This window comes from Mesorhizobium sp. M7A.F.Ca.MR.148.00.0.0 (assembly GCF_003997735.1).
GTDB lineage: Bacteria > Pseudomonadota > Alphaproteobacteria > Rhizobiales > Rhizobiaceae > Mesorhizobium.
This window is the reverse complement of record NZ_RZTB01000046.1, coordinates 16168-29245: the sequence shown is the minus strand read 5'-3', so window position 1 is coordinate 29245 and position 13078 is coordinate 16168. Positions and strand designations below refer to the sequence as shown.

15 protein-coding genes and 1 tRNA gene are annotated in these 13078 nt (G+C 61.2%); 6 read left to right on the top strand and 10 right to left on the bottom strand.

The features are described from left to right. Positions 1–17: 17 nt before the first annotated feature. The 4 genes from EOB49_RS18165 to EOB49_RS18150 form a co-directional block, all read right to left on the bottom strand. Positions 18–254 carry a Trm112 family protein gene (locus EOB49_RS18165; RefSeq protein WP_127381787.1) on the bottom strand — a complete coding sequence of 79 codons (237 nt, stop codon included), beginning with the start codon at positions 252–254 and terminating at the stop codon, positions 18–20. 9 nt (positions 255–263) lie between these two features. Further along, complete coding sequence (locus tag EOB49_RS18160; protein WP_023810888.1) at positions 264–935, bottom strand: LON peptidase substrate-binding domain-containing protein; 672 nt, start codon at positions 933–935, stop codon at positions 264–266. A gap of 101 nt (positions 936–1036) precedes the next feature. Beyond that, positions 1037–2038: a thioredoxin gene (trxA, locus tag EOB49_RS18155; RefSeq protein ID WP_127381786.1), complete on the bottom strand. Its 1002-nt coding sequence runs from the start codon at positions 2036–2038 to the stop codon at positions 1037–1039. 85 nt (positions 2039–2123) lie between these two features. Further along, entirely contained in the window at positions 2124–2621 is a 498-nt protein-coding gene (locus EOB49_RS18150) for a prolyl-tRNA synthetase associated domain-containing protein (RefSeq protein WP_127381785.1), read from the bottom strand. Between the two features lie 249 nt (positions 2622–2870). On the opposite strand from EOB49_RS18150, the gene EOB49_RS18145 reads away from it, so the two are divergent. From EOB49_RS18145 to EOB49_RS18125, 5 genes are all read left to right on the top strand, one after another. After that, positions 2871–2945, top strand: a tRNA-Gly gene (locus EOB49_RS18145). A 363-nt stretch (positions 2946–3308) separates the two neighbouring features. After that, a complete protein-coding gene (locus tag EOB49_RS18140) occupies positions 3309–5186 on the top strand; it encodes an adenylate/guanylate cyclase domain-containing protein (RefSeq protein WP_127381798.1) in 1878 nt (625 codons plus the stop codon). A 136-nt stretch (positions 5187–5322) separates the two neighbouring features. Further along, positions 5323–6654, top strand: coding sequence for a hypothetical protein (locus tag EOB49_RS18135; RefSeq protein ID WP_127320981.1), 1332 nt, complete (start codon positions 5323–5325; stop codon positions 6652–6654). Positions 6655–6681: 27 nt separating this feature from the next. Next, complete coding sequence (locus tag EOB49_RS18130) at positions 6682–7278, top strand: hypothetical protein (protein WP_127381784.1); 597 nt, start codon at positions 6682–6684, stop codon at positions 7276–7278. A gap of 42 nt (positions 7279–7320) precedes the next feature. Then, the gene (locus EOB49_RS18125; protein ID WP_127381783.1) at positions 7321–7668 is read left to right on the top strand and encodes a hypothetical protein; all 348 of its coding nucleotides are present in this window, start codon (positions 7321–7323) and stop codon (positions 7666–7668) included. Between the two features lie 47 nt (positions 7669–7715). Here EOB49_RS18125 and EOB49_RS18120 read toward each other — a convergent pair whose 3' ends face one another. Then, positions 7716–8504: a SapC family protein gene (locus EOB49_RS18120; RefSeq protein WP_127381782.1), complete on the bottom strand. Its 789-nt coding sequence runs from the start codon at positions 8502–8504 to the stop codon at positions 7716–7718. 368 nt (positions 8505–8872) lie between these two features. On the opposite strand from EOB49_RS18120, the gene EOB49_RS18115 reads away from it, so the two are divergent. Next, on the top strand, positions 8873–9142 hold the full coding sequence (locus EOB49_RS18115) for a hypothetical protein (RefSeq protein WP_127381797.1): 270 nt from the start codon (positions 8873–8875) through the stop codon (positions 9140–9142). Between the two features lie 299 nt (positions 9143–9441). Here EOB49_RS18115 and EOB49_RS18105 read toward each other — a convergent pair whose 3' ends face one another. The 5 genes from EOB49_RS18105 to EOB49_RS18085 are packed head-to-tail and all read right to left on the bottom strand — an operon-like array spanning position 9442 to position 12869. Further along, the gene (locus EOB49_RS18105; RefSeq protein WP_281060561.1) at positions 9442–9972 is read right to left on the bottom strand and encodes a GNAT family N-acetyltransferase; all 531 of its coding nucleotides are present in this window, start codon (positions 9970–9972) and stop codon (positions 9442–9444) included. Between the two features lie 18 nt (positions 9973–9990). Then, positions 9991–11295, bottom strand: coding sequence for a hypothetical protein (locus EOB49_RS18100; RefSeq protein WP_127381780.1), 1305 nt, complete (start codon positions 11293–11295; stop codon positions 9991–9993). 29 nt (positions 11296–11324) lie between these two features. Next, positions 11325–11846 carry a tail fiber protein gene (locus tag EOB49_RS18095; RefSeq protein ID WP_127321639.1) on the bottom strand — a complete coding sequence of 174 codons (522 nt, stop codon included), beginning with the start codon at positions 11844–11846 and terminating at the stop codon, positions 11325–11327. Positions 11847–11855: 9 nt separating this feature from the next. After that, positions 11856–12329 (bottom strand): tail fiber protein, encoded by a 474-nt coding sequence (locus tag EOB49_RS18090; RefSeq protein ID WP_245463805.1) that lies wholly within the window; start codon positions 12327–12329, stop codon positions 11856–11858. A 42-nt stretch (positions 12330–12371) separates the two neighbouring features. Further along, positions 12372–12869 (bottom strand): tail fiber protein, encoded by a 498-nt coding sequence (locus EOB49_RS18085; RefSeq protein ID WP_127321637.1) that lies wholly within the window; start codon positions 12867–12869, stop codon positions 12372–12374. Between the last annotated feature and the right edge of the window lie 209 nt (positions 12870–13078).

Here is a 13078-nt window from a genome sequence, read left to right as displayed (position 1 = left end):
TATAAGAAACGTGCCCCTCAGCCCGACCCACCCAAGCGCGGCGGCGGGGCCAGCACATCCTCCACCGAAAGCGTCCGCGCCTCGGAGGGCAGCATGATCGGGATGCCATCACGCACCGGATAGGCAATCTTGGCGACCCTGGAAATCAGTTCGCCGCGCTCTGGATCCCAGGCCAGCGGCCCCTTGGTCAGCGGGCAGGCCAAGAGTTCCAGCAGCTTGGGGTCGACCTTCTTCCCGTCACGTCCGTCCGCCATCGCGCCCTCTTACTGCAAACTCGAGCCAAAATCCTCATTCTCGCGCGCCAGCGCCATTTCGGTGATGGCGATCAGCGTCTCCGCCCGGGTCTTCAGGTCGGCTGCTTCGAGCAGCGCCTGTTTCTCGGCCGGCCCGTAGGGCGCCATCATCGACAGCGCATTGACCAGCATGGCATTTTCGGCGCGGCTGACGCTTTCCCAGTCGGCCTCCAAATCGTTGGCCTGCAGATAGGCGCGAAATGCCTTGAGCAGCGATGGCCGGTCGATCTCGTTGTCCGCCTGATCCTCGTCGAGATCGGCAAGGAAAGGCGCGGGCTTGCACTGGCGAAACGGCGTCTTGACCGTCAATTCGTGAGCGATGCGGAACCGGCACACGCCCTGCAGCGAAATCAGGTAGCGGCCGTCGCCACTTTCGGAGAAGGCGATGATGCGCCCGGCGCAACCGACATTGCAGAGCTCCGGCTCGCCATCGCCGCGCAAGGCGCCATCGAGACTGGGCTGGATGACGCCGATGAGCCGCGAGCCGGCAATCGCCTCGTCCACCATCTGCAGATAGCGCGGCTCGAAGATGTTGAGCGGCATGCGGCCTCCCGGCAGCAAAAGCGCACCCTCGAGCGGAAAGATCGGGATCGTCGACGGCAAATCCTTGGCGAGCCGGTAATGCGCGTTTCCCGCTTGCACCATATTCCTCCGATCGCTTCACCAGAAGCGCGTCATACCAGCTAATCTGGCGCAGTCGTCGCCGACGCCAAGCCCGTGCGGCAAAACAACCGGCAGCCGGCTCAGGAGAACAGCAGCGCCGACAATTTGCGGCGCGCCGCCAGCGTCGCCTCGTCGGTCATGCCCCAGGCCTCGAACAGCTGCAGCAATTGCGTCCTGGCGCCGTCCTCGTTCCAGGCCCGGTCGGCCTTGATGATGGCCAGCAGATTGTCGGCCGCGGCCGTACGGTCGCCGTTGGCGTTCTGGATCATGGCCAGATCGAAGCGCGCCTGGTGATCCCCAGGATTTTCCGCCAGCCGGCGCTCGAACTCGGCTGGATTGCCGAGAGCCGCCGCCTGCGCCGCAACCGCCATCCTGGCGCGCAGGGCTGCCAGCGGCGGCGCATCCTTCTTGGCCTCCGGGGCTGTTGCCAAAAGCGCCTCGGCGCCTTCCGTGTCGCCGGCGTCGAACAACAGTTCGCCCAGTCCGGCGATCGCCTCGATCGTCTCCGGCGCCTGCGCCAGGATGGCGTCATAAATGTCGGCCGCGGTCTGCATGTCGCCGGCGGCGCGCGCCTCAATGGCCGCGGCCAGGGCTTCAGCCACTGGCGGCGCGCCATTGTCCTTGCCGCCGACCTTGGTGATGAATTCGTTGATCTGGCTCTCCGGGATGGCGCCCATGAAGCCATCGACCGGCTGGCCGTCCTTGAAGGCGATGACCGCCGGGATAGACTGGATGCCGAGCTGGCCGGCGATCGAGGGATGGTCGTCGATGTTCATCTTGACCAGCTTGACCCTGCCGCCGGCGGCCTTGACCGCCTTCTCCAACTGCGGCGTCAGTTGCTTGCAAGGCCCGCACCAGGGCGCCCAGAAATCGACCAGCACCGGCTGGCGGCGCGATTCCTGGATGACATCGGCGGCAAAGGCAGCCGTCGTCGTGTCCTTGATCACATCGGCGGGAGCGGCGGGCGCATCGCCAAGCGCGACTTTCGCCGGCGCCGGCGCGGCTCCACCATACTGTACCGAGGTGGTGTACTGGCCGCCATTGCCGCCAAAGGAGCCGCCGAACGGATTGTTGTCGCTCATCTCTCTACCCTTCCGTGCTGGCCGCCGGCCGGCGGCCAGGCGCCCTATGCTTCAGACCATCTGACTCAAGCCATCCATGTGGCGATCACATGGAGACTTTCAAGATAGCAGCATCGTGCCCGGTTGCCTCGAGGAATCTGATCAGGTCGCGCGCCGCGATCGATGTCGTCGCCTCATTGGTCAGCGGATGCCCATTGATGACCGCATGCTCCATCAAATCCTTGTCGAGCACGAGCTTGACCCTGTTTGCCGTGTCGTTGATGACGCCAAAGACCGTGACGGCGCCCGGTGTGACGCCGAGCAGCTCCATCAGCATCTCCGGCTTGCCGAAGGAAACCCGGCTGGCGGCGCCGATCACCTGGTGGATCTGCTTCAGGTCGACGACCGCGTCCTCGCCGACGGTGACCAGGAAGAAATTGTCCTTCTTGTCCTTCAGGAACAGGTTTTTCGTGTGCCCGCCGGCGATCTCGCCGCGCAGTGCCTGCGAATCGGCGACGGTATAGAGCGGCGGGTGGCGCTTCGTCGACGTGGCAATGCCGAGTTCGGCAAGAAAGGCCATCAAATCGGCTTCGGTCTTCGGCATCGGTTTCGTCTTCGTCCCGTTTCTCTAGGCAGCCGTTTACGGCCAATAGGGCGGCCGACACAAGACCGTCATGCGACATCACGGCGAGCGGCACCGCCCTTCGTGGGTCGCCCCGCCGCCCGCCACTCACGCGCACGCCGGTGGCTTGCCGGTCCCGCGCGGCGTGTCGCAAAAAGCCTGCGATTTCCCTGTTGCAATCGCCGCGCTCTTCAGCCATATAGGCCCGGCTTGCGGCCAAGCGCCGTGCGAGCGGGTGTAGCTCAGGGGTAGAGCACAACCTTGCCAAGGTTGGGGTCGAGCGTTCGAATCGCTTCACCCGCTCCAAATCTTCTTAAGATTTGAAAAGCATAAAGGGCCCGGGTAACCGGGCCTTTTTGCTGTCTGGCGCCGGGGAGCGGGGGGGACGACGTTTCCAGCCGAAGCCGGGAACGTAGGGCTGCCCATCCGACCTGGGTGTTGAGCCTCAACAGGTTGTCAGCGGGTAGAGCGAGGCGGCTCCGGAATTTGCGTCTAGGGCGATCGATATGCCATGGATAATCGGCCAACGGCTTTCGCTTCCATTTCGCGACCATGACGGCCGAGACCGCGAATCGGGCGCGAGCGACCTCCAGCGGCGTTGGCGCCGAGCAGGTAAATCAGCTAGAACTAACTCAGGCGGAACAATTGTCTGCGATTTCAGGAGACGACATGTCCGAGGAGCATGTTGAGCGTCGGCTGGCGGCGATCCTGGCCGCGGATGTGGTCGGCTATAGCCGTCTTATGGAGGTCGACGAAGAGCACACGCTCAATCTCCTTCGGCAGCATCGACGGGAGTTCTTCGATCCGACCGTCACCAAGCACGGTGGGCGCATCTTCAAAGTGATGGGTGACGGCTTTCTGGTCGAGTTCGGCAGCGTAATCAATGCGGCGCGCTGCGCGGTCGAGATCCAGCGCGGCATGCCCGAGCGGAATGCCGGCATCCCCGAGGACCGGCATTTCAAGTTTCGCATGGGCATCAACCTTGGCGACATCATCGTCGACGGTGATGATTTCCAGGGCGACGGTGTCAATCTTGCGGTGCGGCTGCAGGGCCTCGCGATGCCCGGCGGCATTGCCTGCTCGGAAGCGGTGCGCCATGCGGTCGGCAACAAGCTGGGCGTCGACTTCGCCGATCAGGGCACCAGGACCGTCAAGAACATTGCCCAGCAGGTGCATGTCTACTTCGCCAACTGGGACCAGGGCGTGTCTTATGTCGAGACGCATGTTGCGGCCAGAACCGTCCAGACGCTGGTGCGGTCCGACAAGCCGTCGGTGGCGATCCTGCCATTCGCCAATCTTAGCGCTGATCCCGACCAGCAGTATTTCAGCGATGGCATCACTGAAGACATCATAACCGACCTCTCGAACGTCTCCGGCCTGTTCGTGCTCAGCCGCAATACAGTCTTCGCGTTCAAGGGCAGGACCGACAAGATGGAACGCATCGCCAGGGAGCTTGGCGTCGGCTACATTGTCGAGGGCAGCGTCCGCAAGGCGGTAAACCGGGTCAGGATCAATGCCGAGTTGATCGAGGGCGCCACGGACGGACACGTTTGGGCTGCCCGCTACGACCGCGACCTCACCGACATCTTCGCCGTGCAGGACGAAATCGCCAAAGCGGTCGTGGCGCAGCTCAGGGTCAAGCTCCTGCCTGAGGAGAGGAAAGCTATCGAGCAGGCGCCGACAGACAATGTGGAAGCCTATACGCATTACCTTCGAGGGCGCGATTACAGCCACATCGCGACCAGAGCCAACCACCTGATGGCCAGACAAAGCTATATCAGGGCCATTGAGCTCGATCCGGGATATGCCCGTGCCTATGCAGGTCTGGCGGTCTGCGACGTACGCCTTCAGTCGAACTACGGCTCACCGATCCATGTGGACGACATTCTCGCGACCGCGGACAAGGCCCTAGCCCTGGACGCGAATTTGGCCGAAGCGCATTCAGCCAGGGGCTTTGCCCTGTCCCTCGCCGATCGCCGTTCCGAGGCTGCGGCGGCGTTCGAACAGGCTCTTACGCTCGACGCCAATTGCCACGAGGCCAATCGTTACTATGCCGAGTTTTGCGTAACCGGCGGCCAGTTCGAGTTCGCCGCCACGTACTTCATGCGCGCGATGGAAATCAAACCGTCCGATTACGGCGCACCGGTCATGCTGGTGAACGTCTTTCGTACTCTCGGCCAACAGAACGACGCGGAGCTTTATGCACGAATCGCATTGGAGAGAGCTGAAGAGGAACTCCGTTTGCATCCCGAGAACGCCAATTGTGCCTGCCTAGGGGCTATCGTGCTGGCCTTCCTTGGTGAACGCGATAGGGCGGCCAAGTGGCTTGACCGGTCTCTGGCGATCGACCCTAACGATATCAACGTCCAATACAACGCAGCTTGTACCTATGCGTTGCTGGGGGAGTTCGAACGTTCGATCGACCTTTTGGAAGCGTGGCTGCCGCAGGCTGGCGCCGAGATGAGACTCTGGTTCAAGAACGATTCCGATTTCGCCTCTGTTCGTAGTCATCCTCGCTACCAGAAGTTGCTCCAGCTGCTGCAGTAGCGATACGCATTGTTCTTGAGTCAAATTGTCGCCGATAATCAAGAATCGGCCTTCAGGAAGATTTACCCGACAAACCAACGCCCTCGCCATCCCGCGGATATTATGTTATGCTACTAATATAACCGAGAGGTGGGGAATGGGTACCCGGTTCAGGTTGTTCGTTCAGCCTCCGTTCGAAGACCCTACGTCAAGTCCCGAGATCATTACGGTTTCGTCCCCGCGAGGCAGTGTCGGACCTGGCCCATCCGACGATCGCATGTATGTCGTCGAGCCGGCCGACAAGATGCGGCCCTATGGCGTCAACCACGGTCCGTTGGGCACGCCCTTCATCTCCCTGCCGCCCTGGACGCGAGCTATCCTCGATCCGGCCATTCCCGACGAGGAAGGCAACTTCGATCACTATCAGCCCTCGACGCCCGGCTTCGAAGCAGCGCACGCGTTCGGATGCGTGCGCTTCACGCTCGACGTTTGGGAGCGTTACATCGGCCAACCGCTCGTCTGGCATTTCCACGATCACCACGACCGTCTGGAAATCTCGATCCTGCCGGATTGGGACAACGCTCAATACGGCTATGGCTTCCTCGAGCTCGGCAGCCAATTCACGAAAGACGGACGCGCGCTCCCCTTCAGCCTCGACTTCGATATTATCGCGCATGAGGTTGGCCATGCGTTCGTCTACAGCGTCCTCGGCATACCCAAGCCGGGAGCTGAGTTCCCCGAATATCTGGGCTTTCAGGAAGCCTTTTCCGACTGCGTTTCGTTGATCGCGGCCATGCATTTTCCATCCGTGATCGAAAACGTTCTGACGGTGACGCGTGGGAACCTCTACATCGCCAATCAACTCTCTCGCTTTTCGGAATTTTCACCGCACCGCCAGATACGCGAGGCCAACAACAAGCTGACAATGGCCGATTTCGCGGACGGCTGGACCGACGAGCATGCCTTGTCGCAACCTCTAACGGGTGCCGTATTCGACATTCTGGTCGATGTCTTTCACGAGAGCTTGGTGGATCGAGGACTGATTTCGCCGGAGGCCGAAGATCTTGCCGACCTCGCCGAGATCTACCCAACCGCCGAGGCGCCGCTCCAGAAAGTCTTTGACCGCGATTTCACGCGCAATCCAGACGGTTTCGTCGAAGCGCTGCTCGACGCGCGCGATATCGTGGGTACCTATCTCGCCGAGACGCTGTGGGCTCTCGCCCCGGATTTCCTGGACTATCGTGACGTGGCGAGAACGATGCTCGCGGTCGACGACCGTGTGACCGGAGGAGAACTATCAAGCATCATCTTCCGGGATTTCGACCGAAGAGGGATTTTTCGCTACCGTGCCGGGCCTCGCCTGACGAAGCCAGACCGAAAGAGCCATGTTCATGAGGGTCGAACCGCTCGTCCACGGGATCAGGTGCGTCTCCCGGATATGAGCTATTTCGAGAAATATTGGATGTCCAGAAGTGGCGCCGAGCTTTGATCGACATTGCAGAGGATGGGGTGATCCATGATAACTGAAACCATTTTAAATACCTCGGCCATACACTTGTTCGGTAGAGTTCTTGAAGATTTGAAGCTGAAGAAGAGGATCGATGGGGGACGGCCTCCAAGACCTGGCAATAACAGATTCCTGCAGAACCAGATCGACGCCTCGGGCAGCCTGCTGGCAAGGATCTATGCGTTCACCTTCGAGGCGCAGTTCTACGAGCTGGCCAGACCGACCATACTTCTTGTTCATGGGCCTGGCACCGCGGTTGATTATCCAGCTCCGGCGGACACCGATCTGAAGGTCATGAGCCGCGGTCCAAGCGACCCTGCCTATACCGGACTGTCATCGCAGATAGGCTCGTTTGCGCGCGGAATGCAGGTCTGGGTGTACGACAAGAGTGACCTGACAATGCGGCTGGAGCTCGACACGGGAACGCTCGAAGATGTTCTGTTGGGTGCAGAGCTGGACCCGCATTCGTATGGTCGGTCGGGTGGAGCAATGGGAAGATCTGGTGGTGCGATGGGGCGATCGGGCGGCGCCATGGGCAGGTCTGGCGGTGCGATGGGGCGGTCCGGTGGCGCCATGAACCGCAACGGGCGCGGCGATCTCGACTAGCGTTCCCGATTGTCATTTGAGAATGCCAAAGGGAGATGGATCATGGCAAGAGTAGATATAGTGCGCGTCGATACACCTGAAGGGAATGCTGTAAGAGCCGGAGAGCCGATTACTGTGAGCGTGACGGTCTCCCCAGACCGTGGCTGGTTTAACGACACAGAGTACTTGGTAATCGACTTTATTTATGCTGACACTTCAGACATAGCCTCATGTTTATTGATCAACGGCAACGACACTAACATTGAAGACACAACAACAATTAACTTTAAGCTTAAAGCGGAATCCGGCGCTCTGACCGGAGAATACTATGTTCGGATCACAAATAATTACTTCGAGGAGACCATCGTAAGCGGCCCTGAAGACGGAACTATCACTGTTTCCTCAAGTTGATCACTTGCGCTGTTGTCACGATCAATCTAGTGCGAGCCAGGGTGAAATCAGGTCGATGGCCGCCCCGCCTTCCGCAGCGACGCCTGATGCACCAGCGAGGTCCAGCTGTTGGTCGAGGCGAGGTGGCAATAGAGCAGGCCGAGCGCGCCTGATTTTCGCAGGTCGAGAAACGCCTCGTCGCTCAATTTGTTGAAGGCCGGCTCGTCAATCACCTGGAAATCGGTGAGGTTGAGCACCTCGCCGCCTTCCAGTGTCACCTTGCTCTGGCGTGGCGAAAACAGGCCGTGCGCATCGATCTTTTCGACCATCTCGCGGGTGGCTCGGAAGTCGATCTGGAACTGATTGCAGAAGGCGAGCGCCTGTTTGGTCGCTTCGGTTGGCTCGTTGCCGGTGAAGAACGGCAGGATCTTGTCATCGCGGGACGGCGCCAGCAACTGGTCGACGATGCGGTCGCTGGCCCGTTCGACGCACAGCGTCAGCCGGCCGGCCGATGTCGGGTCTTCGGCCAGGATGAAGGGATAGCGGCGGACATAGGCGGGGATGTAGTGCGGCGCGGTCCATTTGCCTTCGGCATCGACGAACAGATTCTCGTTCTGGCGCACGCCGGTGATGATCACCGGCGCCTTGGCCGGGCCGATGAAGACGATCGGGTAGGAGCGCATCGCCGCCGGCATTTCCGACGCCACCACCGGAATGGCGTGCGCTGAGCGGGCGAAGCCGAAATCGCTACGTGCAGTCAGGCCCAGCGAGCCGTGCCGCGCCGGGTTGAGCGCCTCGGGCCTCGAATAGAACAGCGGCATCGCGTCGCCCGTCACTTCCGTCTTTGCATCAGCCATCATCCGTCTCCCGCACGCCCATCAGGCTGCCAATGGTCCCGAAGCCGGGATCTATGCTTGTTTGCGCTGATCTTGGGTCGAAAGGAATCCCGCGCAGGAACGAAGTACTACAGCGTCTCTCGCGCGCATAAAAGGACAGGCGGTGCTGTATTTTGGGATTGCGGCGGTCGATTGTTTTTGGGGAACACGACCGCCAGCCTGCCCGCCTCTGGACAGCTTGCGGCGAAGCGGCGACAGTGCCTCCGTTGGAGCAATTTCAGGAAAAGTGTGGAGCGGTTTTCCCCTGGCGATTGCGAAGAAACAAAAGCCGGATCGGATCAGCGATCCGAACGCTGAACCGCTCCGGCGGACAGATTGAGGCAAACGGAATGGCGTCGGTGTCGGATTTCGAGCAGAACCAAACCTTCACCGTCGAAGCCGGCGGCCAGCAGATCCCGCTCGAACTGAGCGCGGTCAAGCCCATCGCCGCCAGCCCGCGCCCGGGTGGCGGTTTCTCGCTGCTGTTCAAAGGCCCGCGCGACATCGCACTGCCGCAGGCGACCTATCTTTTCACCGGGGAAAGCGGCAGCCACGAGATCTTCATCGTGCCGGTTGCCGCCGATGCGACGGGGCGGCTGTACGAGGCGGTGTTCAATTAGGACTCAGTTTTGGGCTGCATGCAGGCCTATCGCATCGTGACAGGGCCTGATGCGACAACCCTTGCCGCCGGCGCCGCCCCTCACTGTCCTGCCGGACATCTCGCCCCGTAAACGGGGCGAGAGTGGCTGGCTGCGACGCCGGCGCCTTTCTTGCAACGCTGGAGATTGGCGAAATCCGCGATGAAAGCGTCCCTCTCCCCGTCACTATACGGGGAGAGGATGCCGGCAGGCAGGTGAGAGGCAGCGCAAACGATGACCATAGACAATGATCGCATCTGCCAACAAATCGGTTCCGACGATCATAGATCGTCGCCCCCCGGCGGCGCACACGCCATCAGGTCATAAACGCCCTTGTCCTCGACGACCGCGAAGCCGAGCGCGACATAAAGCCGTCTCGCCGGATTGTGCTTCTCGACATGGATCGACGCTGATTTGCCGGCTAACCATGCCTCGCCGATGAGGTCGCAGAGCAGCGCGGTGCCGTAACCCTTGCGGCGATGATGCGGCAGGAAGGCGATGTCGATGATGCGGTGCTGGCTTGGCCAGCGCTCGATATAGAGGCGGCCGATGTCGTCGCTATCGCGTTCCACCACCAGCCAATCGGCCTCGGGATAGTGTTTTCGGTAATGCGCGTGCTGGGCCTGGAACTGCATGCCGAGGAATTCGGCCTTCTGCGCCTCGCTCCACGACGTCACCGCGAGTTCTTCGAAGCGGGTCGAGGCATAGAGTCGCGACAGGAACGGCAAGTCCGCCTCCACTGCCGCACGAAAGCGGAGCCCGGCCGTGTCAGACCGGGGCCAGACCGGACGGGCCTGCTTGCCTTCCGCCACGCTGCCGGAAATCAACCGTCAGACCGGCGGCGTCAGATCGCGCACGACGATGGCCTGGCTGACGTTGCTGTCGGCAAGCGACACCCAGGAATACTCCCACTCGGTGCTGTCGATGCTCATCTGCGACAGCGTCCACAGCGAGTTGCTGTTGCCGGCTGCACCGCTCGAAAGGCTGAACACGGCGAGGCGGCCATCGGCATTGTAATCGAGCATCAGCCGCGTGTTGGAGCTGGAAGCGTTGAAGTCGCGCCATCCCGACCAGTTCTGCGTGGCAGCGTCGTACTGGGTGTTGAACGCGTGCACATGCTGTACGTCAGATGCGACAAGCATTATGTCGCCATTGCCTTCGATGCCGGAAGCCAGCGTATATTTGCCGACCCGGCTGTAACCGGTCGTCGCCCAGGGCGTCCATGTGGCGGTTCCGGCCGGCTTCTGGCGCGTGTGCAGGGCCTGGCCGCTCTTCGTCAAGGCGAACAGATTGGTGGCACCCAGCGGACCGACAATCGGCGCCATTGCGGTGAACCCGCCGGTGCCTGAAGTGTCGATCTGCGTCCAGCCCGTCCAATCGGTAACCTTCAGCGCCTGTGCCGTCTTCTGCTGGCAGCGGTAGAGGTTGGCTCCCGAATTGATGCCGAACAGCGCGATGGTCCCGTCGGCCTGGCGTATCGCCGAGATCGACACCAGTCCGCCCGGAATCTGCAGCCAGTCGCTCCACATCTGGGCAGGCGGAACGCGTTCCTCGACGGTGACGACGATCGGCGTCGTGGTGCCCGGCGGCGTGATGGTTTTCTGCACTTGCACGATCTGGTCCGGGTTCTGGTAGATCCACCAGATGCGCGCCTGGTTGTCGAGGACGAAGAGTTCGATGCGGCCATCGACATCGCGCGCCATCGAAAAACCGGAGTAGCTGACTGCGCCGGCCGGCGCACCGATGTTCATGGGAGCGGTCCATTTGTCGATCGGGCCGACCTGGTTGGCGTCCTCGGTGATGAAGAACAGGTTGGGGCTGCCCGTCAGTTGGGCAACGACAGCCACCCTTCCATCCTTGGTGATGCCGGCCGTCATCTGCACGAAGGTGCCTGGAGCGATGATCGACCAGGCTGCGGGCCATGGCCCGTTCGGCGCGGTCTGCGCCTTCTGGATCAGGCGCCCGGCCGACGTATCGATGGCCACGACCATCAGCCGCGACAGTTCGAAGAAGGGCGCGCCGCCCGGCATGCTCTGGAAAGCGGGCGCTGTCGGCGAAGTGGCCGTGGCGCTCGCGGCGGCCTTCTCGGTTTCGCCGCCTGGCGCGGGCGATTTTGGTGCTGCTGTCTTGGCCATCGTGTTGGTCCTGCCCTGTTGACGCGGTATCAGCCTCTTGGAGGGAAAACGCCTTGCAGCGCGATGCAGAAATAGCACGTGAGATAGGGCTGCATATTGTTGTGGGGTTGGTCGCCGCCGATCGGCCGTACCGCCTGATCGCTGAGCGGCGTCAAAGTGGCCGTCGCAGAGTAGGACTGCCCGGGAGCCGTCCGCGCGAAGGATCGTGCGGGACTTGGCGCCGCCAGATTGGCGGGATTGACGTTGGCCATCAAATTGTGCCCGTGCTGCGGCATCTCCGATATCAGCAACGACACTGTCTCCGAACCCCCCGGCTCGCCGAGATCGTGCAGCGAAAGCCCCGGTCCTTGTCCCGGGTGCATCGGAGCGCGGCCTTGCAGATCGGGCAGGGCAAAGTTGGATTTGCCGTTGCCGCCATAAGTGGTGCCGAGCAACGAAAACAGCGCGGTGTTCTGCGACAGCGGCAGCAATTGCCCATCGCACCATGCCCAGCCCTTGGGCGCGAAATTAAAGGGAAAGATTCGGATTTCGGCGACGAATGGGTCAGCCATGATGTCCTCTCAGGTCGGCGACGGAAAGATGCCGAAAAGCGAAATGATAAAATTGACGCAGAGATACGGCTGGAAGTTCGTATGCGGCTGGCTGCCGCCGGTCTGCCCGGCGGTCTGCGGGGACATCGGCGCGGCCGCAGGCACCTCACGATAGATTTGCGACGCGCCGACCTGGCCGGTCATGTTGCCGGTTGGGGTGCTTGCCCCGGCATTGTTTAGCGAAGCAAGGAACTGATGCGTGTGCGAAGGGATCTGCTGGGGCGTAAGCGTGACTTCTTCCACGCCACCGTTCTGAGAAAGAATGAAATCAGTGCTCTGATGGATCGGCAAACGGCCGCGCAGATCAGGCAGCGCGAATGTGCTCTGGCCATCGCCGCCATAGGTGGTGCCGATCAGCTGGAAAAGCGTCTCGTTCTCCGAGATGGGCAGCAGCTGCCCTTCGCAGAACATCCAGCCGGCTATCGCAAAATTGCCGGCAAACATGCGAATTTCGCCAACGAAGGGTTGTCCCATGGCTGCGCTCCCTTAATTCGGCGACGGAAAAATGCCCTGCAGGGCGATGCAGAAGCTCAGCGTCAGAAATGGCTGCATGTTCAAATGCGCCTGGTTGTTGCCGACAGGGGCCAGCGTACTGGGATCCATCGCCGTGACGTTCCCGGGCGGCGTATAGGTGTTGGCGACGGTTGCGAGCAAATTGCCGGTGGCCACTGGCGTGTCGGCATTGGCGGTGGTGGCCTGCTCGACATGGCTATGAAACGGCAATTCCGCGACCGAAAGCGTGTGCGCCGTTTCGCCGCCGCGCTCGCCGAGTGTATGGCTGCCGCCGACATGGATCGGCACGCGCCCGCGATAGTCTGGCAGTGCGAAATTCACCCGGCCATCGCCGCCGAAGGTGGTGCCCAGCAGCGAAAACAGCGCCTGGTTCTGATTGATAGGCAGCAACTGCCCATTGCAGAGCGCCCAGCCCTTGGGCGCGAATACGAAAGACATGATTCTGATTTCGGAAAGAAATGGTTCCGACATCTCCGCTCCTCACTGTTTCCATATACTAACGCACCACAGTGATATTGCGCAACGTCAGTCAGACATAAATAAAATAAAATTTTTGGACTTTGGTTTTATTAAAGTTCGCGCTTCCTTACGCAATTGCGTCGCTACCGTTGATTGGCGCCGCATTTCCCGGCGCCATTATGGACGGCGTTCCGCTGAGAAGCCCGATTTCATAGGTTGAA